Raw genomic sequence first — 24,312 nt, 5'->3', positions numbered from 1 at the left:
AAAATTGTATTAGCACGCTGATAATTAATTATTAACCAAGAATAATTACCTCTTTTTATTCGATTATAAAATTATAGTCGTAATGAAAAACTTATTCAACAATCTCTCTAAAACAAAACGACAGAGATTAACTTTTTTCATCATTTTATTTGGAATTTGTTCTACTTATGGACAAGAAAAACAACAAGACTCTACAAAAACCGAAAAGCTAGACGAAGTTTTAGTAAAAGCAGTTCGAGTAGATGCTAAATCTCCCATCACGCATTCCAATGTCACTAAAAAAGACATTGAAAAGCGTAATCTAGGACAAGATATTCCTATTTTACTTAATTATTTACCTTCTGTTGTTACCACTACAGATGCTGGTGCAGGTGTAGGGTATACAGGTATTAGAGTTCGTGGTATAAGTTCTCAATCTACAAACGTTACCATTAACGGTATTCCGTATAATGATGCTGAGTCCTTAGGAACTTTCTGGGTCAACCTTGGTGATTTTGCTTCTTCTGTAGAAAGTTTACAGTTACAAAGAGGAGTCGGGACTTCTACCAATGGTTCTGGGGCTTTTGGCGCCAGTATAAATGTACTTACCGATGCCGCTTCAAAAGAAGCTTCTGGTGAAATTTCAAATTCATTTGGTAGCTACAACACTAGGAAACATACCTTGAAGTATAGTACAGGATTAATGAATGATCACTTTGAAATTGCTGGTCGTCTTTCCAACATTGTTTCCGATGGTTATATAGACAGAGCATCGTCTGACTTAAAATCCTATTTTTTACAAGGCTCTTATGTTAATGATAACACTTTAATCAAAGCTGTGATTTTTGGAGGCAATGAGGTGACTTATCAATCTTGGAATGGCTTTGATCCTGCAGAAATTGAATCACTTGGCGCAAACCCAAATATTGACGAAAACAGACAATTCAATACGGCTGGCGCCTATTTTGATGAAAATAATGAACTTCAATTTTACGATAACGAAGTTGATGATTACAGCCAAGATCATTATCAATTACACTGGAACCAACGCTATAACAATAATTGGTCTACAACGGTTAGTTTAAATTACACCTACGGACGTGGCTTTTTTGAACAATACAGAGAAGACGAAGATTTTTCAGATTATGGTTTAAATGATATTACTATTGGTGATGGAACCGTAAATACTACAGACTTAATCCGTAGACGTTGGTTAGACAATGACTATTATGTAATCAATGCCAATGCTAACTATAAAAATGACAATTTAAATCTCCTTTTTGGTGGATCATTAAGTCATTATGATGGTGACCATTTTGGTGAAATCATTTGGGCACGATATGCAAGTCAGACCGAAATTAGAGATCGTTATTATGATGGTAATAGTTTAAAAAACGATATATCTAGTTTTGCAAAAGCAAATTACAGACTTAGTGAAAAATTCAGTCTATACGGTGATTTACAGTTACGCAACGTCACTTATAAAACATTTGGTAATACATCTGATTTGGTAGATTTTGAAGTGGATAAGAATTTCACATTTTTTAATCCAAAAGCAGGTGTCACTTACGATTTAAACAACTCAAACAGCTTCTATTTTTCTTATGCTAGAGCTAATAGAGAACCTAACAGAACAGAGTTTGAAGAGAATAATGATATTAAACCAGAACAGCTTAATGACTTTGAATTAGGCTGGAGACATAAAAAAGGAAACTTCTCATTTAATGCCAATGCTTATTACATGCTATATAATGAGCAGTTAGTACTTTCTGGTAGACTTGATGATGTTGGTAACCCAATACGAATCAATAGCGGAAAAAGTTATAGATTAGGTTTAGAGTTAGAAGCTATCATACCTGTGACTCCAATGTTAACATTGCAACCTAATATGACCTTAAGCTCTAATAAAAACAAGGAAACAGTAATTTCATATGATGGTGAACTACAAAATTTGGGAAAAACAGATATTTCATTCTCACCAGAATTAATCGCTGCCAATGCTATAGTGTTTCAACCTGTAAAAGATTTACAAATGGCTTTATTAAGCAAATATGTTGGAGACCAATATATGGGTAACACTGAAGCTGAAAGATCCAAGTTAGATAGTTATTTTATAAATGATTTTAATATTAGTTATACTTTGTCATTCCAAAGCGACGGTGAGTCTCAACCCGTTTTTGATTCTATTGTATTCACAGGTTTAGTGAATAATATTTTCAATGAAAAATATATCTCAAATGGCTATTACTACACTTATGATGATACGTGGTCAGACCCAAATGCTGTAACCACAATTGAAGGTGCTGGTTTTTACCCACAAGCTACAACTAACTTTTTATTAGGAGCTACATTAAAATTTTAGTTACCAGTAACTAAAAATGTATTGTTCCCTATATCCTCAACCCTGTATGGCTTAAGTGTACAGGGTTGTGTTATTTCTTCTGCATACTCGTAACCAGTAGATAAACTATACCTGTTTTCGTCTACACAGCCACAAGTTACTACCTCACCATCAAGAGAGCCCAGAGTTGAGCAAGAAACAGGCTCATGGTTAGGATCTGATGCATCCCAAGCGTATAACGTACTAGAATTTAAACGATGTAACCAAATGCCTCCATTTCCATAACCAGCAACATAAACACTACTTCCTGTAAAATTTAACTGATTAAATTGTGGCAAATTGGTATTAACCGTTAAATCCACATTAGTATTAAATAAGAAGTTACAGTTGTTAGTATTATCACTTTTACTACAGCTAATAACTACAGTAAGACAGAGTATTAGGGCTAATCTTTTCATTAAAAATTTTTAGTTCGCAAGTTACAATTATTTCAACTATACAGTAAATATTTGTATATTTGTGTTCTAATCTCGTTAGCACGGGATTTTTTATTTAATCCCGAATTTATTTCGGGATCTTTTTTGAAATAGCGCTAGAGATTACAACTATTAAACGTATGAATTATGAGTAAAGTATCTTACTACACTGCTGAAGGATTAAAAAAATTAAGAGAAGAACTAAACCATCTTAAAGATGTTGAACGTCCTAAAGCTTCACAAGCTATTGCAGAGGCGAGAGATAAAGGTGATTTAAGTGAAAATGCAGAATATGATGCTGCTAAAGAAGCTCAAGGCATGCTAGAGATGAAAATTTCTAAAATGGAAGAAACTTTAGCAAATGCTCGTGTTATTGATGAGTCTCAGTTAGACACTTCAAAAGTATTGGCATTATCTAAAGTGAAAATAAAAAACCAGACGAACGGTATGGAAATGACCTACACTTTGGTGGCTGAAAGTGAAGCAGATTTAGCAAATGGTAAAATCTCTGTAAACTCACCTATAGGCAAAGGTTTGTTAGGTAAATCCGTTGGTGATATTGCGGAAATTAAAGTACCTAATGGCACCATTAAGTTTGATATTTTAGAAATATCAAGATAACTTCAGTAGAAAAAAGAAAAACGAATAGAGATTCCTGTTTTATACTGATGTCATTTCAGTTGAAACAGGAATCTTTTTTTATCTTTATAATATAATTAATAATACCAATGGCTACAATCTTCACTAAAATCATAAATGGCGAAATTCCTTCATATAAAATTGCAGAAACAGAAGACTTTTTTGCCTTTTTAGATATTAACCCTAACTCCAAAGGTCATACACTTTGTATTCCCAAAAAGGAAGTGGATAAAATTTTTGATCTTGATGAAGACACTTACATGGGATTAATGAATTTTTCAAGACGAGTAGCACTTGCCGTTGAAAAGTCAATTCCATGTGAACGCGTTGGTATGTCTGTAATTGGTTTAGAAGTACCTCATGTTCACGTACATTTAATTCCACTTCATACTATGGAAAATGCGCGTTTTACATATAAAGAAAAATTAGAAAAAGACGAGTTTGAGGCTATAGCTCAAAAAATTTCGAGCAACTTTATATAATCCGTTTTTCTACTTAGAAAACACACCTGAAACGTATAAAACAATACCTGTTACCAAAAGAATATCAAAGATGATAAAAGCCCAGGCAAAGGGTTTTAATTTTATAGATTTTGATTGTGGCTGTATGCCTCTTTTGTGATAACTAACAACATTTTCAATATCGTCTGTCCACATCACAGGAAAAATCTTGGTATTACAATTATAGCATGTTATTTCACTAAAGATTTCTGGTGATACAAACTTGTAGAAAACATTTTCTTTTTGCTTTTGCTTAAAGACAATTTCCATACTATCGTTAGAGTAACATTCAGGACAATTGTTACTCAAACGTGCTTCTTTTAAAGTAAAATCATTGGTCGATAGCATGTTACAAATTTAAGACAAAACTTTTAAAGTAATTTGAATTGTTGTGCCTTTACCAATTTCGGACTCTAAAACTTTAATTTTTCCGTTATGGTAATCTTCAATTATCCGTTTAGCTAACGAGAGTCCAAGTCCCCAACCACGCTTCTTTGTAGTAAATCCGGGTTCAAATATTTTGGTAAATTGATTTTTGTGTATGCCTTTTCCCGTATCTGTAATTTTTATAAAAACCTGTTTTTCGACTTGAAAAAGTTCTACTTTTAAATCTCCTTTTCCTTTCATAGCATCGATAGCATTTTTAACTAAGTTTTCAATGGTCCAGCTGTAAAGCTGTTCGTTCAAATCAACAAAAATTTGATGCTCAGGAATAATTATTTCAAAATTTATAAGTTTTGAAGATCTTGATTTTAAATAATCATACGAATCTATTGTAGCTTCTACAATATCCATTTTTTCAAGAGTTGGTGCAGAACCTATTTTGCTAAAACGTTCGGTTATGGTTTTTAACCTATCGATATCCTTTTCAATTTCTTGAATATAATCTGGATTTACCTGCTCTGTTTTTAAGATTTCTGTCCAACCCACAAGCGAAGACAAAGGTGTTCCTATTTGATGTGCTGTTTCTTTAGCCATACCTGTCCAAAGTTTATTTTGGTCAGCCGTTTTAGCACTACGGTAAAAGAAATACACTACAGCTGCAAACAGAATAATTATTAAAAGTAATGCTAATGGGTAGTATTTTAGCTTATTGAGTAAAGGTGAATTGCCATAATAAAGCATTGAGAGTACCTTATTTTTATATTTGATTTCAATAGGCCTATTTTCTTTTTTAAATTTCTCTATTAATCCAACTAAATACAATGAATCTTTGGCCTTTTCTTCATCTATATTATTATAGTCAATGCTTCCATCGTCATTAACTTTTATCATAGGAGTAGTGGTATTACTTGTAATAATTTCAAGTGGTAACTCTCCAAAGTCATCATTTAGGTTTTTTGTAATGCTTATCTCTTTCTGAGCAAAAGACCAATTTCTCATTTTGCTACGCTCTTCAGCTTTAAAGTTTTGAAAGAAGATATAGGTATTCCAAAGAATAAGGGAAATAATGATAAATGAAGAAATAATAATAATCCAACGGACTACATTTCTATTAAAACTCAAGGTCATCGGTAAGTGCAATTACATTTTTTAAATATAATGTAAATATGTTGATATTATTGTTCTTAACTGACTGCAAAATACTTTTAATACCAATTGAATATTATTATTTTTGTTAAATATCCGTTGACTAAATGATTTCATTACATCCTAAAGACCTTACTACAGGTAAGTTGCACAGCTATTTATTAAGCGCTGTTGCACCAAGACCAATAGCATTTGCAAGCACTATAGATACAGAAGGTAATCCCAATTTATCACCTTTTAGTTTCTTTAATGTTTTTAGTGCTAATCCGCCAATTCTCATATTTTCTCCAGCAAGACGTGTTAGGAATAATACCACAAAGCATACCCTTAATAATGTAGAAGCTACAAAGGAAGTCGTTATTAATGTAGTGAATTATGACCTTGTTCAGCAAGCCTCATTATCTAGTACTGAGTACGGTGAAGGTGTTAATGAATTTGACAAAGCTGGTTTAACTATGCTAGAGTCAGATGAAGTGAAGCCTTTTAGAGTTTTGGAATCGCCTATTCAATTAGAATGTAAAGTCAATGATATTATAAAACTAGGCAACGAAGGTGGTGCTGGTAATTTGGTGATTTGTGAAGTTGTAAAACTACACCTGTCTAAAGACATCATGAATGATGATGAAACGGTAAATCAAGAAGCTTTAGATTTAGTGGCTAGAGCTGGTGGTAGTTACTACAGTAGAGCTAAAAAAGGCTTTTTCGAAATTCCTAAACCTATACAAACTTTAGGAATTGGTGTAGATAACATGCCCGAAGATGTTAAAAACAGTATGATTTTAACAGGAAATAATTTAGGTATGCTTGGTAATGTAGAAAAATTACCAAATCAAGAAGATGTAGATAAATTTATTAATGAAATAAGCGAGCGTTATCCTAATATTAAAAATGCTTCGCATAGAGAAAAGCATAAATTAGCAAAAAATTATTTAAGCTTTGGAGACGTAGAAAGTGCTTGGAAGTTATTACTTTCGTAGCCTCAAAAAATTAGATTATTTAAAATAAAATAGATTAAGCGAAAATGGAAGTACAAGGACGAATTAAGGTGATTGGTGAGACTCAAACCTTTGGAAACAATGGTTTTAGAAAAAGAGAAGTGGTTGTAACTACAGAAGAACAATATCCGCAGCACATTATGGTTGAGTTTGTTCAAGATAAAACAGATTTACTTAACAGCTACCAAGTTGGTCAACCAGTAAAAATAAATATTAACCTTAGAGGTAGAGAATGGGTAAACCCACAAGGAGAAACAAAATATTTTAACTCTATCCAAGGTTGGAGAATAGAAGCATTACAAGCTGAAGCAGGTAACGGAGATATGCCTCCTGTACCACCAACAGAAGCTTTTGAACCTGTAAATGATGTTAATGAGGACGATCATGATGATTTACCTTTTTAATTAAGATATCACAACATTAAAAAAGGCCTGTTTTTTTAAACAGGTCTTTTTTTGCTTTATAACAAAAAAGTCCCGATAGTTAAATCAGGACTTAATATTGTGGTTTTAGGTTTGACCTCTAGTAATAAACTTAAAAAAAAAGCAATGATGAACAAAAAAATTTATCACACAAAGGTCTAGTCAAATATCTACAAAAATCTCATACAAACAAAACACATTAGTTTATTTAACTGTAAAAAATGTTATAATTGTTGGTAATTATGATTATTCTTAATGAAAATACAGATTTCCCTGATGTTTCTCAGGCCACTTTTGAAGGCTTATTAGCCATTGGTGGCAACTTGTCTACCAAACGGCTGCTAAGCGCATATAAGAAAGGTATTTTCCCATGGTTCTCGGATGACGAACCTATTCTTTGGTGGTCACCAGATCCAAGATTTGTTTTGTTTCCAGAAGAGCTTCATGTATCAAAAACCATGAAACAACTCTTGAAAAAGAACCATTTTGAAGTCACAATAAATAAGGATTTTAAAAGTGTTATAGAACGTTGCTCTAAAACCAAACGTGTAGGGCAAGATGATACATGGATAACACAAGATATGATTGATGCTTACTTAAGACTACACCAACTAGGCTATGCAAAATCTATCGAAGTTTGGCAAAACGACCAATTGGTTGGCGGACTTTATGGTATAGACCTAGGCAACAATGTGTTTTGTGGAGAAAGTATGTTTACTAAAGTAAGTAATGCTAGTAAAGTTGGTTTTATAACTTTTGTTCAAAACTCTAATTATAGATTGATAGACTGCCAGTTGCATACCAACCATTTAGAAAGCCTGGGAGCTAGAAATATTTCTAGGACGGAATTTGTTGAATATCTTTAAACCTCATCATACCTGAAGCACGAAACTTCATGGTCATTTACCATACCTGTAGCTTGCATATGCGCATAGATTACAGTAGTACCCACAAACTTAAAACCTCGTTTTTTCAAATCTTTACTTATAGCGTCGCTTAAAGGAGTATTACCTGGAGCTTCTTTATAATCAGTAATGCTATTTTTTATAGGTTTTCCATCTACAAAACCCCAAATATATTTTGAAAAAGATCCAAATTCGTCTTGAATTTCCATAAAGGCTTTCGCATTAGTTACAGTAGCATTTACTTTTAATTTATTTCTGATAATACCTTCATCTTGTAACAAAGCTTCTATTTTATCCTCCTTGTAATTAGCTATTTTTTTATAGTCAAATTTATCAAAAGCTTTTCTGAAATTTTCACGCTTCCTAAGTACGGTAATCCAACTTAAACCTGCTTGAAAAGTTTCAAGAATTAAAAATTCAAATAAGGTATCATCATCATATACCGGAACTCCCCATTCTTCATCATGATACGCTTCATAAAGCGGATCTCCAACGCACCAACCACATCTATGTTTTTCCATACTGTAAGGATTTTAATTTTGCACTACTAATGTAACAACTGTTTCACAATAAAACGTATTAGAATCCTATTTTTGCTATATGGAAACATTAGAATTAAACATGATAAATAATATCATTTCAGATAGCTTGAAAAACAGCATGTCTTACACAGCATACCGCAACCTTGTTAACGATTTAGTTGAACAAAAATCAACCACAGGAAACGAAAAAACTGAAGCTTTAGCGGAATATACTTTACTAAATGACCGACGCATGAAACGCTGGGATAAAACCATTAAAGTTTCTGAAGTAGCGAAAAGCAAGATTAAAAACTTCAATAAAAAAGTAACTTGGTTGGTTATTTCTGAAAGTTGGTGTGGAGATGCAGCACATATAACGCCTGTTATTAATAAAGTTGCAGAACTTAATGATAATATCGATTATAAAATTGTACTCCGAGATGACAATGACGCGCTAATGAATCAGTTTTTGACCAATGGTGGAAAGTCAATTCCTAAATTGATAATGATTGATAATACAACCAATGAGGTTATTAACACTTTTGGTCCAAGACCAACCGTAGCTACTAAAATGGTTACAGACTATAAAGCCGAGCACGGCAAATTAACTCCAGAGTTTAAAGAAGATCTGCAACGTTGGTACAATAAAGATAAGGGGCAATCAACGATTGAAGATTTAATTAAGCTTTTGGATTAATTCTTTCCTTTAAATAAAAACGTAATTGTTCCTATTTGGCTATTATTTGTAGAAGCATCAAATTGAACAGATTCTGCATATTCTATGGCATAATCAATAAGACATTGATTTTTGGAACTAGAAGACCCGTTAATACTGGTATCGTAAACATTGCCTGAACCATTAACCTTAATGTTTACAACAATTCTTCCACCAAATTCACATAGATAACGTGGCGTTTTGTAATATTCTAATGCTCTACCTTTTAAAGAATAGGTTAGCGTACTTTGGGATTTAGCATGTTCGTCTGCTATTTTCTTATTTTCTTTACGTTTATTTAATTCTTCCTGTAACTTTTTATAAGACTCTGTTTCTTCAGATTTGAGTGCATAAGCATTGCTATTAATGTAAGACTTATTTATGCTTGTTTCCTCTTGGAGAATCTCTTCTTCATTAAGCTTTTCTTCTTCAAGGGCTGTGGTAGTACGTTCAAAATCGTTTGAGCTAACGGTTTTAAAATTACGCATCATTTCCTTGTACTCTTGATCTTGATTAAAAGCTTTATCTGAAGTTTCACCTAATAATTCATCAAGTTTTTCAAGTTCTTCCTCCTTAATTTCTTGTTCTTCTGGTTCCGCAGATTCTAACTCGTAATAACTTTCTGCTATGAGTTTGCTTTTTTGTTTTAATTGAAAACTAAACAGAGCTAATACCACAATTCCTGTAAGTAGAAATGTGATAATTGCGGCTTTATGTTGGTCAATAAAATTCAATTCAATTCGTTTAGAGTCTATTACTATATACGTCTATAATAAGGAAATAGATTAAAAGACCCTCTTAAACCGTTGTTAAATCACAGTTTTTCGGGAAGATTCTTTATAAATTCTTCTGGTGTTAGGGCATTTTCAACTGTAAAATCACCTATTCTGGTTCGTCTCAATTCTGATAAATGTGCACCAGAATTTAACGCTTTTCCAAAATCGTGAGCTAAAGAACGAATGTAAGTTCCTTTACTACAAACCACTCTAAATTGAAGTTCAAGATTACTTATTTGGGTAATTTCAAACTCAGTGATTTCAACTTGTCTAGACTTTATCTCAACCTCCTCTCCTGCTCTAGCAAATTCGTAAAGGCGTTTACCATCTTTTTTTATGGCTGAAAACACTGGTGGAAATTGTTCTATCTTACCTATAAATTGCTTTGTAGTATCGTGAATAAGCGTCTCGGTAATATGACCTGTAGGATAGGTATTATCGATTTCAGTTTCTAAATCATACGATGGTGTGGTACTACCTAAAACAAATGTTCCTGTGTATTCTTTTTCCTGACCTTGAAACGTATTGATTTGTTTGGTCATTTTACCAGTACAAATTACTAAAAGACCTGTTGCTAAAGGATCTAAAGTACCTGCATGACCCACTTTTATTTTTTTAATGTTGAAAGCTTGACGGATTTCCCAACGTAGTTTATTAACTGCCTGAAAAGATGTCCAATGCAATGGTTTGTCTATAAGCAAAACTTGGCCTTCTTTATAATCTTCGAGTGTTTTCATTTATAGAAATGACCAAATTACAGCAGTAATTCCTACCAAAATACAATAGATAGCAAAGTAAGATAATTTGCTTTGTTTTACGAGTTTTATCATCCAAGTACAAGCAAACAAACCAGATACAAAAGCGGCAATAAAACCAATACCCAAGGTTGAAAAATTAGCACTATCATAGGTTAGCTCACCTCCTAAAATATCTTTAGCAATTTTACCGAAGATTAGTGGAACAACCATTAAAAATGAGAACCTAGCAGCTTTCGATTTATCATTACCCAATAACACTGAAGTTGAGATTGTAGCACCAGATCTCGAAATACCTGGTAACATAGCAATCGCTTGAGCAATACCAATAACAAAAGCATTTTTATATGATACTTTTTTATTGGTGTCCTTAGCTTTATCAGCTAAAAATAGTAGAATGGCAGTGATGATAAGCATAAAACCGACCAACACAATATTACCTCCAAATAGCTGTTCTAGTTGTTCTTCAAAAAATACACCCACAATTGCTGCAGGTATCATAGAAACAATAATCTTAACTACAAATTGAAGATTTTCGTTCCATTGGAATTTTAGAACATCTTTTATGATTTCGAGAATATCTTTTCTAAAAATTACAATAGTACTTAATGCAGTTGCAAAGTGTAGCACAACGGTAAATAAAAGACTTTCTTTTGGAAGGGAATTATCACCAAGAATTGCTTTTCCCAATTCTAAATGACCACTTGATGACACAGGTAAAAACTCAGTTAGGCCTTGTATAATTCCTAAAACAATTGCATCTATAGTTTCCATGAGATAAAATAACTTATAGTTATTGAAAGTGAACAAAAGTAACTAAAATGAATGTTATATTTTAAAGCTCGAATCTCTAATAATTAAGTTGGTTTTAATCTCTATAGTTTTGTTTACCTGAATTTCGTTAGGATTATTAATTTCCTCTATCAAATATTTTACTGCTGTTGACCCTATTTTCTGTCCTGGCTGGTCTACTGTAGTTAGTTTAGGCTCTATTATTAATGAGTTTAGAGAGTTACTAAAACCCACTACTGCAATATCTTCAGGGATTTTTATATTTATTTTTTTTAAGGTTTTTATAACACCAATTGCTGCCGTATCTGTTATTGCAAAAATTGCATCTGGCTTTTCTTTTAAAGTCAATAATACATTTGTCATTCTTTTACCTTGACGCATAGATATGTCATCTACACTTAAAATAATCTTATCGTCAATTTCAATGCTATTTTCTTTTAGAGCTCGTAAATATCCTTCATATCTCTTCTCTGAATTATAAGAATATTCAGATTCTTTAATTATAGCTATTCTTTTCTTGCCTGTATTTATTAAATGTTCAACCACATTATATGCGGCTTCTTCTTCATTAATAACCACTTGAGTGCAAGGAATTTTATTAGAAGCTTTATCAAAAAGAATTAAAGGTATTGTGTTTAGTACTTTAAGTATATCGTCTACGTCTCTTGTCATCTTTGAAATAGACATTAGTACACCATCTACCCCAAATTGCAGCATTGTGTTAAGCATTTCTGTTTGCTTGTTTACATCATTATTAGACTCAGATACAATAACCCTATACCCTTGCAGTGAGGCCTCCTCAATAATACCTCTTATAAGTGTAGTAGTAAAGTAATGTGTTATGTTGGGCACAATAACGCCTATAATATTACTCTTATGAGATCTGAAGCCTTTAGCAAAAATATTGGGAATATAATTAAGAGACGTAGCTAAATCATTGACCTTTTTTTTTGTCTCCTCACTTATATCTGGATGGTTATTTAGTGCTCTAGAAACCGTAGAAATAGACAGGTTTAATTTTTTTGCTATCTCCTTTAAAGTTATAATTCTTTTTTTCAAAATTAAAAATTTATGCAATCGTTTCCGCAAACGTTTGAGTGAATATTCTATATTTTTTTCATCTTAATATTAAAGATTTAACAATATTTTTACCGAAATAAAAACAAAAATATATAATCAATGAAAAAATCACTACTCACTTATGCACTTTTTTTCTGTGCATTTGCCGTTTTTTCGCAAACAGAAATCAAAGGTAAAATTACAGATGCATCCAATATGCCAATTATTGGTGCTAACGTTATCATTAAAGGCAGTACATCGGGAGCTGTAACTGATTTTGATGGAAATTTTAGTTTCAACACTAGTTTAACCGGAGAACAAACACTTATTGTTTCGTACATCGGTTTTGAAACTTTTGAAGAAAAAATTAATTGTAATGATGAAATCGTTACTATTAATGTGGTTCTTAAAGAAGGTGGCAACACTTTAGACACAGTGGTACTAACAGCATCATCTACCTTTAGATCACAAAAAGACACGCCTATGTCTATTAGCTCCCTTAAGCAGAAGGATATAACTAAGCTCTCTGCTAACAGTCAAGCTGATGTATTAAGAAGCATACCTGGTATCACAGCCGAAGGTGGTGGTGGAGAAACTGCTACAAACCTTTTTGTAAGAGGATTACCTTCTGGCGGTCAGTATGTATTTAACCCTTTACAGTACGATGGCATGCCATTAATGAGCACGTTTGGTCTTAATTCTTCTGCTCACGATGTATATGCAAGACCAGATATTGGGTTTAAAGGTGTAGAATTTGTAAGAGGTGGCGCTGCTGTTTTATATGGCGCTGGTTCTGTTGCAGGTATAATTAACTACACAAGTAAAACTGGTGACACTAATGATGAAAATGTCCTAAACTTAGAATATGGTACCGACGGTAGATTGAAAACAGAGTTTTATTCAGGAGGACAACTCGGTAGTGAAGACTCAAACACTTATTACGCAATTACTGGTTTTTTAAGAAAAGATGAAGGTCCTATTGATACTGGCTTAGACACTCGTGGGTTTCAATTAAGAGCAAATATTAAACAAAAATTTGAAAATGGTTCACTTACAATTCACGGTCAATTTATAAATGATAGAGCACAATTCTTTATGCCTTTACCATTACAAGGTGGCTCTAGAGATAGACTTGCTGGGAACGATGGTGATGATGTAGAATCATTATTATCTGGTGAGCTTGCTAATACTTCATTTTTAACACCAGGTGGCGTTTACGAAAGTCCTATTGGTGATGGAGTTTATACTAAAGGTGGTTACTTATTGGCTGACTTTAATTACAATTTAGATGACAATTTAAAATTCAAATCAAAGGTAAAATATGCTAACTATAAGCACAATTTTGCACTTTATGTTGGTGGAAACGGAAATTATGGAAACCCAATTGCATTATCAGACTATGTAGAAGCGGTTGCTCCAGAAAACACTAATTACATAGCTAATTACCAAGGTGGTTCTGGTGCTCAAATAAATGGTAATGATATGGTAATTGAAAACTTACATATCGACAGATTAAGACCAATGACAGATTATTCTGGTGAGGCAAATCTTATTTTAAACTCAGACAATGGTATACATACCTATACTGTAGGTACATTTTTAGCACGTACTGAAGCTGAAGATGTTAACTACCAATACAGAGTACTTTCGGAATTCAATAACAACCCTCGTTTAGTAAACTTAAGTTATACTGATGCAGGAGGTGCTAATGTAATTTATTCTCAAGGCGGTTTATACAATAGAATTGGTATGACAGCCAATAACTTTTTAGAGCAAAGCAGAACAGCATTTTATATTACAGATGAAATGGTATTTGATAAATGGCGCTTTGATGTAGGTCTAAGAATCGAATCAACTAAAGGGACATTTAGAAAAGGTAATTTGGTAGAGAGCCAAGTGTATACAGATACCGAATTAACTAGTGACTTGCAAAATGTAAGATTTACAGATGGTACTTATACAACTGGTGAAATTGAAGCAACGGACTGGGCTTTATCCTTAGCAGGTCTATATGAATTAACAGAATCCACAAACTTATATGCCAACTTTTCTAGAGGCTTCTTTTTTCCTCAGCAACGTGGTTTTGCACCAACACCAGGAATTAGAAATACTAATTATGATGCAGAAACTATTATACAAGGTGAGTTAGGTGCTAAGTTTGGTACGTCTAAATTCTCTGGTTCTGTTGCGGCATACTATGTAGGTCTAAGTGATCGTATTCGTATAGATCAAGCAATAGTAAACGGCGAGTTAGTAGATCAAGGTCGTAGCGAACAATCTACAAAAACTTTAGGTTTAGAAGCTACAGCAAACTACAGATTTACAAATGCACTCTCTGCATCTGCAACGCTAACTTATCAAAATCATGAAATTACTACCAACCAAACAGAAGATTTAGTAAATGGTGGCATTACAACGATTAACGAAGGAAATGAAATCGGAAGACAACCAAACTTTTTAGGATCCTTTGGATTAAATTATGATAACCAAAAACTTGATGCACTGTTTTCTCTTAACCATACAGGAGCAAAGTTTACTGACGATACTAACAATGTAGAATTAGATGCTATAACTATAGCAAGATTAGGTGCTGGCTATACTTTTGAAACAAAAGGGAATAATAGCTTAAGAGTTGGTTTCTCTGTATTTAACTTATTTGATAGCATTGGGCTTACCGAAGGAAATCCTAGAGCAGGTATTGCAGGGCAATCTGCCGATGGAGATTTCTTTTATGGGCGCCCTATTTTACCACGAAGATTTTTCTTAACCACTACATTTAATTTTTAAGATTGATTGATTGATTCTGAAAGCATTGACCTCTCATTAGTGTCAATGCTTTCTTTATATACAATTTTCACTTCTACCATAATTATGACACAAAAAGATTTAAAAGAACAAGCAAAAAAAGTGCTTAATGCAAACTTTAATGAAGATAAAGGATTTACCATTCCTTGCGAAGGTTTATATCCTTTTCAATGGAACTGGGATTCTGGTTTTATAGCTATAGGCTACGCGCACTATGATGTAAATAAAGCAAAACGAGAAATAGAAGCGCTATTAAGTGCACAATGGGAAAATGGATTTCTACCTCACATTGTTTTTCATAACGATAGCGACACCTATTTCCCTGGAGCAGACTTTCATCAATCCAGTTTACATCCACTAGCTTCAAAAACCCATAAGACAACTGGTATGACGCAACCTCCTGTTTTAGGGTTTGTATTAAAGGAGATCTACGACATCGTTGAGGATAAAGCAGATATGATAAGCTTTATAAAACACAATATTGACAAAGTTTTTCATAACCATGCGCATTTTTATACTCACAGAGACCCAAACAAAGAAGGCTTAGTTTATATTTATCATAACTGGGAATCGGGTACCGACAACTCACCTATTTGGGATGATATTTGGGATACTTTTACCCCTCCTAATTACACATTTGAAAGAATGGATACCACTCATGTAGATGCTGCACAGAGACCAACAAACAGAGAATATGATTACTACCTAAACCTTATAGAGATTGCCAAAGAATATAATTACGATGATGCTAAGATTACTGAGTTATCACCTTTTCTAGTCCAAGATCCTTTATTTAACGCAATACTTATTAAATCTAATGCAGCTTTAATAGAATTATATGAAATTATAGGAGATTCTAAAGAAAAAATCGACATTTTAAAAGCATGGCAAGAAAAAGCAATAACTAGATTTAATGAGAAACTTTATAATGAAAAATTAGGTGGTTATGTACATTACGATTTAAGAAACGAAAAACAAATTGAATTTTTATCATCATCTTCATTCACACCACTTTTTGCTCAAATACCAGATAATGCTAGAGCTGAAAGATTAATGAAAAACTTAACCAACAAATTTAAAGGAAACGATAAATTCCTTTGCTCTTCTTTTGATCCTGATAGCGATAGATTTAATCCTAAAAAATATTGGAGAGGACCAATCTGGATCAACTTAAATTGGCTTCTCTACAAAGGCTTAAACAACTACAAATACAAAAATTTAGCAGAGACCGTAAAAGAAGATTCTATTACGCTTATAAAACGCTATGGTTTTTATGAGTATTTTGATGCAAGAAAATCTATTACAGAAAATGCTGGTTATGGTGGCAACAATTTTTCTTGGAGTGCAGCTTTGTTGCTAGATTTATTAAAAGATTAAGAACGCTAAATAAATTGCCTTAATGAATTGGTTAGATTATACAATTATAATTGTTTATCTCATAGGGTTTATAGCTATGGGTTATTTCTTTAAAGAAAATAAAGATTCTAAAGATTATTTTCTTGGAGGAAAGAGTTTAGGTTGGTTCCCACTTAGCTTATCAACTATGGCGACCCAATTATCTGCTATAAGCTTTATATCAGCACCTGCCTTTGTAGGCTTAAAAGCAGACGGTGGTTTAAAATGGTTAACTTTTGAGTTTGGTGTTCCTTTAGCAATGATTGGCATAATGTTTTTCATAATTCCACCTTTATACAAATCTGGTATTGTTAGTATTTATGAGTATTTAGAGTGTCGATTTTCTAAATCTACTCGAAAATTAATTAGTGTTGTTTTTCAAATTAGTAGAGCTTTAGGAACAGGTGTAATGGTATTTACTATGGCGTTAATTATACAAGCTGTAGTAGGTATAAGTTTCCATTGGACATTAATTATTATAAGTATTGTAACACTTATCTATTCGTATCAAGGTGGTATGAAAGCTGTTGTTTGGGGCGACGCAATACAAATGATAATTCTGTTTTCAGGATTAATAATTTGCCTTATTGTTGGTTATTCCTTAATGAAAAATACCGGAACATTTACAGGTTTTAATACCGAAAGATTACAGGTGATAGACCTGTCTAATTTAGGAATTTTCCAAGGTGAAGAATATGGTTTTTGGCCAATGCTTTTAGGTGGTTTGTTTTTGTATTTATCGTACTACGGTACAGACCAAACCCAAGCACAACGTTTGTTATCTGCAAAAGATGAAGGTACAATTAGAAAACTTTTAATGGCTAACGGTTTGCTAAGATTTCCTGTAGTATTGGTATACTGTATTATGGGATTAATTATTGGCTATTTAGTTAGTAATATTCCAGAGTTTTACCAAAGCATACAAGAAACAACGCGTGTGCATTATCCTGCAGAATATGCAGCTTCTGGTATAAAACCAGATTTAATGATGCCTGTATTTATTACCAAATATTTGCCAAACGGACTAATCGGTATTTTAATGGTTGGTATCTTATCCGCAGCAATGTCTTCGTTAAGTTCTACCATTAATTCGTTAAGTGCTGTAACTATCGAAGATTTTTTTAATAGCGGAAAAAACAAGCTGTCCGAAAAACGCTATATGGTGTTGTCTAAAGGACTTGTTGTTTTTTGGGGTGTAGTTTGTATACTTGCAGCATATCTTTTTGGTAATAGCCAAAGCACAGTTATCGAGCTTATTAATGCTATTACATCCTTGTTTTATGGGCCAATATTAGCCGCTTTTGTTATTGCAATATTCTTAAAAAAAGTTAATCATATTGGTATGAATGCTGCTATTATAACATCGGTAGCAGTAAACCTTATTTTTAAATATTTACCAGAGTTAGTCTACTTTTTTACACAAGGTCAGTTTTATTCGGGTCAAGATTCTATTCATTTAGTATTAGCAGATTTAGGATATAATAATGTGCCAGATATTTTTTGGATTTGGTACAATCTTACAGGATTTATAATAGCAATTTTAGTTGCCATTTTAGTGAGTAAATTAACCCATAAAGTACCTGCAAAACAAATAGAGATGGACTATAAAGTTAGCTTTAAAGACCTATTTAAAAAGGAAAGTATTATACTAATTTCATTCTTTGTTTTTATACTTATAATAAGTTCATTTTTACCTAACATTTTAAGCTAAAAAATGAAAATTGTATTAGCACCAGACAAGTATAAAGGCTCATTAACAGGCTTAGAGTTTTGTAACATCGTAGCACCAATTTTAAAGCAAACCGTCAATGCAGAAGTCATTAACGTACCATTAGCAGATGGAGGTGATGGTACTATTGAAGTTGTTAATTATTACCTTAACGGATACACAATACAAGTTGAAGTTAATAATCCGTTATTTAATAAGATAAAGGCAACCTATCTATATGCCGAAGAGTCTAAAACAGCTTTTATAGAAATGGCTGAAGCATCAGGTTTAAAGCTTTTAAAACAAGAAGAGCAAAATTGTATGAATACCACAACCTTTGGTACCGGACAATTAATTCTCGATGCGATTAATAAAGGCGCAAAACATATCATTTTAGGAATTGGCGGAAGTGCTACAAACGATTGCGGAATTGGTATGGCAACCGCTTTAGGTTACCGTTTTTTAGATGAAACTACTAACCAAGTGAAGCCAATTGGTAGCGAGCTAATTAATATTAAATCTATTGATGATACGCATGTAGATTCACAATTAAAATCAGTTAGCATACAAATAGCATGCGATGTCACTAATCCGCTTTTCGGTACAAATGGTGCGGCACATGTCTACGCAAAACAAAAAGGTGCTTCAAAAAGTGATATTGAATATTTAGATCAAGGTCTTCAAAGTTTTTCAAAAGTTTTAGATGCTCATTTCAATACAAATGTTCAAGACATTGCTGGAGCAGGAGCAGCTGGCGGAATGGGTGCAGGTTGCGTTACTTTTTTAAACGGAACACTATCACCTGGAATAGAATTAGTAAAGCAAATAGCTAATTTTAACACAAAAATAGACAACGCAGATTGGATTATTACTGGCGAAGGCAAACTAGATAGCCAAACACTTTCAGGAAAAGCAATAGATGGTATTTTAAAATCTGTAAAACCAAAAGGGATTAAAGTGGCAACATTTTGTGGTAGCGTAGATTTAAGCCCTAAAGAGCTTCTTAATATGGGAATCGATTACAGTGCATCAGTTATCGATAGAGCAAGAAATCTTGAAGATGCCTTAACAAACACAAAGCAATATTTATCCGAAATTGCCAAAGATTTTGCAACTAAAACGAAAAGGTAACTTATTATTTTTTATTCGGATTTAAAAGAATAGCATAAACTTCAATACCAAAACCAATAAGCACAAGTGTTGGTGCCAATCGAATACGTCTCCAACTAAAAACATCAGGATTCCAAACATTAGGATCGTCACTACCACCACCAGACATTAAAATAAAACCAAGTATAATAATCGCTAAACCTATCAGCATAAATTTGTAGTTCTTTTTCCCGAAGATAAAATCAGACTTTGTAGCTTCTTTACGTTTTTGTTCGCCCATACTAGTTTAGTTTGTTATTGCAAAGTAACAGTTTTATTTAAAAGTTCTGCGTTAAGAGAATCTAAATTTAATAATACAACTGATCCGTTTTCAAATTCAAGAAACGTTGCGTCGCGATAAAGGTACTAATCCAAGTGATGACGATTCCTAAAAGGAATATCCCAACAAAGAGCACCACGATTAACACCATGTTTCTGAGCAATTCTAATTCTGGGAATGTTATATCCAAATAATACAATACTATTCCCATACCAATTAAAGCAACAATAGCACCAATAATTCCTAATTGAACACTTTTCCAAACAAATGGTCTGCGGATAAAACTCTTTGTTGCACCAACCATTTGCATGGTTTTAATGATAAATCGTTTAGAATATACGGCTAAACGTATAGAACTGTTAATCAGCAATACTGCAATCAACGTAAATACAGCACTTATAATAAGAACCCAAACTGTGATTTTTTTCACGTTATCATTCATCAATTCTACCAAATCGTTATCGTATCGTATTTCTTCAATAAAGCTTTTGTTAGAAAGACTCTCGGTAATTTCAGTAAGTTTTTCAGTCGTTACGTAATCGGCCTTTAAGTACACATCAATGGAATTCTTCAACGGATTATAGCCTACAAAATCCATAAAATCCTCACCTGTTTCAGCTTTCATAAGTTCGGCGGCTGCTTCCTTAGAAACATATTCAGCTTCTTTGGTATACTCAGCCATAGCCAAGCTTTTCTTTAACTGATTGACTTCAACATCCTTGGCCGTATCATTCAGGTAAATCGTCATTACCACTTGCTCTCTAAAATGATCAGCTACTTTTTTAGAATTGATAACCAACAAGCCCAAACATCCCAAAAGAAACAAGACCAATGCAATACTGATAACTACAGATACATATGAAGATATTAATTTTCGCTTTTGGTACTTATCAAAAGATGATGCCATGGATTAATTCGGATTTAAGATGTAAAAATAATAAAGAAATTTCTTTAGTTGAACATTACAACGTTTAGTTTTTAATTCTGTTGTAATACCACTAAATTTGTGCCTTTATTACAAGGAACTAAAACTGATGAAATACAATTTCAACGACATAGAAAAAAAGTGGCAAGATCACTGGGCAAAAAACCAAACATTTAAAGCCGAAAACAACTCGGACAAACCAAAGTACTACGTACTAGATATGTTTCCTTACCCAAGTGGAGCTGGTTTGCATGTTGGGCATCCGTTAGGTTACATTGCCAGCGATATTTATGCACGTTACAAGCGTCATAAAGGGTTTAACGTATTGCATCCTCAAGGCTATGACTCTTTTGGTTTGCCTGCAGAACAGTATGCGATACAAACGGGTCAGCACCCACGCATTACCACTGAAGAAAATATAACAACCTACCGTCGTCAGTTAGACCAAATCGGATTTTCATTCGATTGGTCTCGCGAAGTCCGTACCTCAGATCCTAAATATTACAAGTGGACACAGTGGATTTTCATTCAACTGTTCAACTCTTGGTATAATAATGAGTCTAATAAAGCAGATGATATTGCTGATCTTATCAAGATTTTTGAAACTGAAGGTAATACCAATGTAAATGCTGCTTGCGATGAAGACACACCAAACTTCTCTGCTGCAGAATGGCAAGACTTTTCAGAAGTTGAAAAACAAGATATCCTTTTAAAATACAGATTGACTTATTTGGCAGAAACCGAAGTGAATTGGTGTCCTGCTTTAGGAACCGTTTTAGCCAATGATGAAATTGTAAATGGTGTTTCTGAGCGTGGAGGTCATCCTGTAATAAGAAAGAAAATGACACAATGGAGTATGCGTATTACTGCTTATGCGGAACGTTTACTTCAAGGGTTAGAAACTATAGATTGGACAGATTCACTAAAAGAAAGCCAACGTAACTGGATTGGAAAATCGGTTGGTGCGTCAGTGACTTTCAATGTGAATAATCATGATGAAACTATCGAAGTATTCACCACACGTCCTGATACCATTTTTGGAGTTAGTTTTATGACTTTAGCACCGGAGCACGATTTGGTATCAAAAATTACAACCCCAGAACAAAAAGAAGCTGTTAACGCGTATGTTGAAGCTACAGCAAAACGTAGTGAGCGCGACCGTATGGCAGATGTAAAAACCATTTCTGGTGTGTTTACAGGAGCTTATGCTGAGCACCCATTTACTAAAGAACCAATTCCAATTTGGATTGGAGACTATGTATTGGCAAGCTATGGTACTGGTGCTGTAATGGCTGTACCTTGTGGAGACCAACGCGACTATGATTTTGCCAAGCATTTTGATATTGCTATTCCAAATATTTTTGAAGGTGTAGATATTGCTGAAGAAGCGTACGCATCAAAAGACAACGTAAAAATTGCCAATAGTGATTTCCTTAATGGCATGAACTATAAAAAAGCCACCAAGCGCGCCATTTTTGAATTGGAACAAATTGGGCAAGGTGAAGGCAAAACCAACTATAGATTGCGCGATGCTGTATTTAGTCGTCAGCGTTATTGGGGCGAACCATTCCCTGTATATTACAAAGATGGCATGCCACAAATGATTGATGCCAAGCATTTGCCATTAACCCTTCCTGAAGTTGAAAAATATCTACCAACCGAAACTGGAGAACCACCATTAGGAAATGCTACAACATGGGCTTGGGATACCGCAACTAATGCCGTTGTAGATAATGATAAGATTGATAGCAAAACGGTTTTTCCACTAGAGTTAAACACTATGCCAGGTTGGGCAGGAAGTTCGCAATACTTTAACCGCTATATGGATCCGCATAATGATGAAGCTATTTTTTCTCAAGAAGCGGTGAATTATTGGCAACAAGTAGACTTGTATATTGGTGGAAGTGAACATGCTACTGGTCACCTACTCTACTCACGTTTTTGGCAAAAATTTATGTTCGATAAAGGTTTAGTACCTGTTGATGAATTTGCAAAAAAACTGATTAACCAAGGAATGATACTTGGGACTAGTGCAATTGCCTACAGATTACACTATTCTGGTACAAACCACAATGGTACTTTACAATTAGAGGTAGGGTCTAACGTTTATGTATCATTAAGCATTATAGAAAGTTTAAGAGAAGGGTCTAGCTACAAAAGGGTTCATAAAAATGATAATAATCCACTTTTAAAAGAACTTATTAAGTATCTTAAAAGAGATCTATCAATAGATTCAGATGTTGAGATCTCAGAAGTACAAATTGCACCAATAAGAATTGATGTTAATATTGTTAATTCATCTGATGAAGTTGATTTAGATAGATTAAGAGCTTGGCAACCACAATTTAAAGATGCTGAATTCATATTAGAAGACGGTAAATATATAGTAGGAAGAGAGGTTGAAAAAATGTCAAAACGTTGGTTCAACGTTGTTAATCCAGATAACATTTGTAAAGAATACGGAGCAGACAGTTTACGTCTTTACGAAATGTTCCTTGGTCCATTAGAGCAATACAAACCTTGGAACACAGCTGGTATTACTGGTGTTCACGGGTTTTTAAAGAAGCTGTGGAGATTATTCCACCAAGGAGAAAATGGAACATTTTACGTCACGAGTGAGAGTTCTCCCCCTTCGGGGAAGTTAGATGGGGCTTCTCTTAAAACCCTCCATAAAACCATTAAAAAGGTGGAGGAAGACATCGAGAATTTCTCGTTCAATACGTCTGTATCGACATTTATGATTGCGGTTAACGAGCTTACAGCACAAAAGTGTACAAGCAAAGAAATCTTAGAACCGTTATTAGTTTTAATTTCACCTTATGCTCCACATATCGCTGAAGAATTATGGGAACAACTAGGACATACAGCATCTATTTCTACAGCTTCATTCCCTAAATTTGAAGAAAAGCATTTGGTAGAAAGTTCTAAAGATTACCCTATTTCTTTTAATGGCAAAATGCGTTTTACGCTAGAATTACCATTAGATATGAGTAAAGACGAGATTGAAAAAACAGTTTTAGCTCACGATAAAACACAAGAACAATTACAAGGTCGTACTCCTAAAAAGGTCATTGTGGTACCTGGTAAGATTGTAAATATAGTAGGATAGAAAATTACTTCTAATGAAATTAAGGCTAAATAGAAAAAACACCATTGGTTTAATTTTCTTTTTAGCCTTTATTATTAGTATATCCCTCATCTTTCAATTTGAAAAGCGTTTCTCAGCAGAAGACTGGAAAGCTAATCCAACTTCAAGACACAAAATGATTGATGATCTTATTGAATCTCATGTGTTATTAGGAAAATCAAAATTCGAAGTTCTAGAAATTTTAGGAGAGCCAAATTCAATACTACAAAACAAGAGAGACATTATCCTCTACAACATTGGAAGAGCACCAAGTTTTAATGAACAGCAAGAAGATCAGTTATTAGTTGAGTTTTTTGAAGATACCGTTATTTTGGTGTCTTTGGCAATAGAGTAAGTGTTTTATTAATTTTTAAAAACTGACTTATTACAATTTGAGCTTAAATCTTAGATGCTATAGAACATATTACATCTCGATACATTATGCTCGTACCTCTCAAAACATACGATGTGACGTGCTAAATGTTTTCGGTTTACGTCAGTTCGAGTGAAATCGCCAT

At 33.5% G+C, this 24,312-nt stretch carries 23 protein-coding genes; 13 read left to right on the top strand and 10 right to left on the bottom strand.

Annotated elements, in window-relative coordinates:
* Positions 1-82: 82 nt before the first annotated feature.
* Positions 83-2,341 carry a TonB-dependent receptor gene (locus AC2H4K_RS09290; RefSeq protein ID WP_281139174.1) on the top strand — a complete coding sequence of 753 codons (2,259 nt, stop codon included), beginning with the start codon at positions 83-85 and terminating at the stop codon, positions 2,339-2,341.
* Here AC2H4K_RS09290 and AC2H4K_RS09285 read toward each other — a convergent pair.
* A complete protein-coding gene (locus AC2H4K_RS09285) occupies positions 2,338-2,778 on the bottom strand; it encodes a Rieske (2Fe-2S) protein (protein ID WP_281139175.1) in 441 nt (146 codons plus the stop codon). The genes AC2H4K_RS09290 and AC2H4K_RS09285 overlap by 4 nt on opposite strands.
* Positions 2,779-2,943: 165 nt before the next feature.
* Here AC2H4K_RS09285 and greA point away from each other — a divergent pair, with 165 nt between their 5' ends.
* On the top strand, positions 2,944-3,417 hold the full coding sequence (greA, locus tag AC2H4K_RS09280) for a transcription elongation factor GreA (RefSeq protein ID WP_281139176.1): 474 nt from the start codon (positions 2,944-2,946) through the stop codon (positions 3,415-3,417).
* 107 nt (positions 3,418-3,524) lie between these two features.
* On the top strand, positions 3,525-3,917 hold the full coding sequence (locus tag AC2H4K_RS09275) for an HIT family protein (protein WP_281139177.1): 393 nt from the start codon (positions 3,525-3,527) through the stop codon (positions 3,915-3,917).
* 9 nt (positions 3,918-3,926) lie between these two features.
* Here the strand turns inward: AC2H4K_RS09275 and AC2H4K_RS09270 are convergent, their stop codons facing one another.
* Both AC2H4K_RS09270 and AC2H4K_RS09265 read right to left on the bottom strand, forming a co-directional pair.
* The gene (locus AC2H4K_RS09270) at positions 3,927-4,283 is read right to left on the bottom strand and encodes a hypothetical protein (RefSeq protein ID WP_281139178.1); all 357 of its coding nucleotides are present in this window, start codon (positions 4,281-4,283) and stop codon (positions 3,927-3,929) included.
* A gap of 9 nt (positions 4,284-4,292) precedes the next feature.
* Positions 4,293-5,447: a sensor histidine kinase gene (locus tag AC2H4K_RS09265; RefSeq protein ID WP_281139179.1), complete on the bottom strand. Its 1,155-nt coding sequence runs from the start codon at positions 5,445-5,447 to the stop codon at positions 4,293-4,295.
* A gap of 125 nt (positions 5,448-5,572) precedes the next feature.
* Between AC2H4K_RS09265 and AC2H4K_RS09260 the strand changes: the two genes are divergently transcribed.
* The 3 genes from AC2H4K_RS09260 to aat all read left to right on the top strand — a co-directional run bounded on the left by AC2H4K_RS09260 (position 5,573) and on the right by aat (position 7,748).
* Complete coding sequence (locus AC2H4K_RS09260) at positions 5,573-6,442, top strand: flavin reductase family protein (RefSeq protein WP_281139180.1); 870 nt, start codon at positions 5,573-5,575, stop codon at positions 6,440-6,442.
* 44 nt (positions 6,443-6,486) lie between these two features.
* Positions 6,487-6,864, top strand: a complete 378-nt coding sequence (locus AC2H4K_RS09255; protein ID WP_281139181.1) for a DUF3127 domain-containing protein — start codon at positions 6,487-6,489, stop codon at positions 6,862-6,864.
* Between the two features lie 260 nt (positions 6,865-7,124).
* Positions 7,125-7,748 carry a leucyl/phenylalanyl-tRNA--protein transferase gene (gene aat / locus AC2H4K_RS09250; protein ID WP_281139182.1) on the top strand — a complete coding sequence of 208 codons (624 nt, stop codon included), beginning with the start codon at positions 7,125-7,127 and terminating at the stop codon, positions 7,746-7,748.
* Here the strand turns inward: aat and AC2H4K_RS09245 are convergent.
* Entirely contained in the window at positions 7,745-8,308 is a 564-nt protein-coding gene (locus AC2H4K_RS09245; RefSeq protein WP_281139183.1) for a DNA-3-methyladenine glycosylase I, read from the bottom strand. The two genes, aat and AC2H4K_RS09245, sit on opposite strands and share 4 nt — an antisense overlap.
* Positions 8,309-8,387: 79 nt before the next feature.
* On the opposite strand from AC2H4K_RS09245, the gene AC2H4K_RS09240 reads away from it, so the two are divergent.
* Positions 8,388-9,005, top strand: coding sequence for a thioredoxin family protein (locus AC2H4K_RS09240; protein ID WP_281139184.1), 618 nt, complete (start codon positions 8,388-8,390; stop codon positions 9,003-9,005).
* On the opposite strand, the gene AC2H4K_RS09235 is transcribed toward AC2H4K_RS09240, so the two are convergent.
* The 4 genes from AC2H4K_RS09235 to AC2H4K_RS09220 form a co-directional block, all read right to left on the bottom strand.
* A complete protein-coding gene (locus tag AC2H4K_RS09235; RefSeq protein ID WP_281139185.1) occupies positions 9,002-9,757 on the bottom strand; it encodes a hypothetical protein in 756 nt (251 codons plus the stop codon). The two genes, AC2H4K_RS09240 and AC2H4K_RS09235, sit on opposite strands and share 4 nt — an antisense overlap.
* An 80-nt stretch (positions 9,758-9,837) precedes the next feature.
* Positions 9,838-10,536 (bottom strand): tRNA pseudouridine(55) synthase TruB, encoded by a 699-nt coding sequence (truB, locus tag AC2H4K_RS09230; RefSeq protein ID WP_281139186.1) that lies wholly within the window; start codon positions 10,534-10,536, stop codon positions 9,838-9,840.
* Entirely contained in the window at positions 10,537-11,328 is a 792-nt protein-coding gene (gene uppP / locus AC2H4K_RS09225) for an undecaprenyl-diphosphatase UppP (protein ID WP_281139187.1), read from the bottom strand.
* Between the two features lie 54 nt (positions 11,329-11,382).
* A complete protein-coding gene (locus AC2H4K_RS09220) occupies positions 11,383-12,405 on the bottom strand; it encodes a LacI family DNA-binding transcriptional regulator (RefSeq protein ID WP_281139188.1) in 1,023 nt (340 codons plus the stop codon).
* 120 nt (positions 12,406-12,525) lie between these two features.
* On the opposite strand from AC2H4K_RS09220, the gene AC2H4K_RS09215 reads away from it, so the two are divergent.
* The 4 genes from AC2H4K_RS09215 to AC2H4K_RS09200 all read left to right on the top strand — a co-directional run bounded on the left by AC2H4K_RS09215 (position 12,526) and on the right by AC2H4K_RS09200 (position 19,444).
* Positions 12,526-15,192 carry a TonB-dependent receptor gene (locus AC2H4K_RS09215; RefSeq protein WP_281139189.1) on the top strand — a complete coding sequence of 889 codons (2,667 nt, stop codon included), beginning with the start codon at positions 12,526-12,528 and terminating at the stop codon, positions 15,190-15,192.
* 84 nt (positions 15,193-15,276) lie between these two features.
* Positions 15,277-16,587: an MGH1-like glycoside hydrolase domain-containing protein gene (locus tag AC2H4K_RS09210; RefSeq protein WP_281139190.1), complete on the top strand. Its 1,311-nt coding sequence runs from the start codon at positions 15,277-15,279 to the stop codon at positions 16,585-16,587.
* Positions 16,588-16,609: 22 nt separating this feature from the next.
* The gene (locus AC2H4K_RS09205) at positions 16,610-18,316 is read left to right on the top strand and encodes a sodium:solute symporter family transporter (protein ID WP_493742349.1); all 1,707 of its coding nucleotides are present in this window, start codon (positions 16,610-16,612) and stop codon (positions 18,314-18,316) included.
* 3 nt (positions 18,317-18,319) lie between these two features.
* Positions 18,320-19,444, top strand: a complete 1,125-nt coding sequence (locus tag AC2H4K_RS09200) for a glycerate kinase (RefSeq protein WP_493742348.1) — start codon at positions 18,320-18,322, stop codon at positions 19,442-19,444.
* A 4-nt stretch (positions 19,445-19,448) separates the two neighbouring features.
* On the opposite strand, the gene AC2H4K_RS09195 is transcribed toward AC2H4K_RS09200, so the two are convergent.
* Together AC2H4K_RS09195 and AC2H4K_RS09190 are read right to left on the bottom strand one after the other, a co-directional pair.
* The gene (locus AC2H4K_RS09195; RefSeq protein ID WP_281139193.1) at positions 19,449-19,703 is read right to left on the bottom strand and encodes a DUF3098 domain-containing protein; all 255 of its coding nucleotides are present in this window, start codon (positions 19,701-19,703) and stop codon (positions 19,449-19,451) included.
* A 67-nt stretch (positions 19,704-19,770) separates the two neighbouring features.
* Positions 19,771-20,649 (bottom strand): cell division protein FtsX, encoded by an 879-nt coding sequence (locus AC2H4K_RS09190; protein ID WP_281139194.1) that lies wholly within the window; start codon positions 20,647-20,649, stop codon positions 19,771-19,773.
* 127 nt (positions 20,650-20,776) lie between these two features.
* Between AC2H4K_RS09190 and AC2H4K_RS09185 the strand changes: the two genes are divergently transcribed.
* Together AC2H4K_RS09185 and AC2H4K_RS09180 are read left to right on the top strand one after the other, a co-directional pair.
* Positions 20,777-23,776, top strand: coding sequence for a leucine--tRNA ligase (locus tag AC2H4K_RS09185; protein ID WP_281139195.1), 3,000 nt, complete (start codon positions 20,777-20,779; stop codon positions 23,774-23,776).
* 13 nt (positions 23,777-23,789) lie between these two features.
* On the top strand, positions 23,790-24,149 hold the full coding sequence (locus tag AC2H4K_RS09180) for a hypothetical protein (protein ID WP_281139196.1): 360 nt from the start codon (positions 23,790-23,792) through the stop codon (positions 24,147-24,149).
* The last annotated feature ends 163 nt before the right edge of the window (positions 24,150-24,312 follow it).

Source organism: Winogradskyella sp. 266wxhm (assembly GCF_058964685.1).
The sequence above is the reverse complement of the archived record's forward strand: the minus strand, read 5'-3'. Positions and strand labels throughout refer to the sequence as shown.

Excerpts from the sequence above, each read along its gene's own strand:
- greA (WP_281139176.1), top strand. The coding sequence starts at position 2,944 with ATGAGTAAAGTATCTTACTACACTGCTGAAGGATTAAAAAAATTAAGA.
- AC2H4K_RS09185 (WP_281139195.1), top strand. The coding sequence starts at position 20,777 with ATGAAATACAATTTCAACGACATAGAAAAAAAGTGGCAAGATCACTGG.
- AC2H4K_RS09215 (WP_281139189.1), top strand. The coding sequence starts at position 12,526 with ATGAAAAAATCACTACTCACTTATGCACTTTTTTTCTGTGCATTTGCC.
- AC2H4K_RS09195 (WP_281139193.1), bottom strand. The coding sequence starts at position 19,703 with ATGGGCGAACAAAAACGTAAAGAAGCTACAAAGTCTGATTTTATCTTC.
- AC2H4K_RS09200 (WP_493742348.1), top strand. The coding sequence starts at position 18,320 with ATGAAAATTGTATTAGCACCAGACAAGTATAAAGGCTCATTAACAGGC.
- AC2H4K_RS09205 (WP_493742349.1), top strand. The coding sequence starts at position 16,610 with ATGAATTGGTTAGATTATACAATTATAATTGTTTATCTCATAGGGTTT.
- uppP (WP_281139187.1), bottom strand. The coding sequence starts at position 11,328 with ATGGAAACTATAGATGCAATTGTTTTAGGAATTATACAAGGCCTAACT.
- AC2H4K_RS09190 (WP_281139194.1), bottom strand. The coding sequence starts at position 20,649 with ATGGCATCATCTTTTGATAAGTACCAAAAGCGAAAATTAATATCTTCA.
- AC2H4K_RS09265 (WP_281139179.1), bottom strand. The coding sequence starts at position 5,447 with ATGACCTTGAGTTTTAATAGAAATGTAGTCCGTTGGATTATTATTATT.
- AC2H4K_RS09255 (WP_281139181.1), top strand. The coding sequence starts at position 6,487 with ATGGAAGTACAAGGACGAATTAAGGTGATTGGTGAGACTCAAACCTTT.
- AC2H4K_RS09275 (WP_281139177.1), top strand. The coding sequence starts at position 3,525 with ATGGCTACAATCTTCACTAAAATCATAAATGGCGAAATTCCTTCATAT.
- AC2H4K_RS09240 (WP_281139184.1), top strand. The coding sequence starts at position 8,388 with ATGGAAACATTAGAATTAAACATGATAAATAATATCATTTCAGATAGC.
- AC2H4K_RS09210 (WP_281139190.1), top strand. The coding sequence starts at position 15,277 with ATGACACAAAAAGATTTAAAAGAACAAGCAAAAAAAGTGCTTAATGCA.
- truB (WP_281139186.1), bottom strand. The coding sequence starts at position 10,536 with ATGAAAACACTCGAAGATTATAAAGAAGGCCAAGTTTTGCTTATAGAC.
- AC2H4K_RS09245 (WP_281139183.1), bottom strand. The coding sequence starts at position 8,308 with ATGGAAAAACATAGATGTGGTTGGTGCGTTGGAGATCCGCTTTATGAA.
- AC2H4K_RS09270 (WP_281139178.1), bottom strand. The coding sequence starts at position 4,283 with ATGCTATCGACCAATGATTTTACTTTAAAAGAAGCACGTTTGAGTAAC.
- AC2H4K_RS09180 (WP_281139196.1), top strand. The coding sequence starts at position 23,790 with ATGAAATTAAGGCTAAATAGAAAAAACACCATTGGTTTAATTTTCTTT.
- AC2H4K_RS09290 (WP_281139174.1), top strand. The coding sequence starts at position 83 with ATGAAAAACTTATTCAACAATCTCTCTAAAACAAAACGACAGAGATTA.
- AC2H4K_RS09260 (WP_281139180.1), top strand. The coding sequence starts at position 5,573 with ATGATTTCATTACATCCTAAAGACCTTACTACAGGTAAGTTGCACAGC.
- aat (WP_281139182.1), top strand. The coding sequence starts at position 7,125 with ATGATTATTCTTAATGAAAATACAGATTTCCCTGATGTTTCTCAGGCC.
- AC2H4K_RS09285 (WP_281139175.1), bottom strand. The coding sequence starts at position 2,778 with ATGAAAAGATTAGCCCTAATACTCTGTCTTACTGTAGTTATTAGCTGT.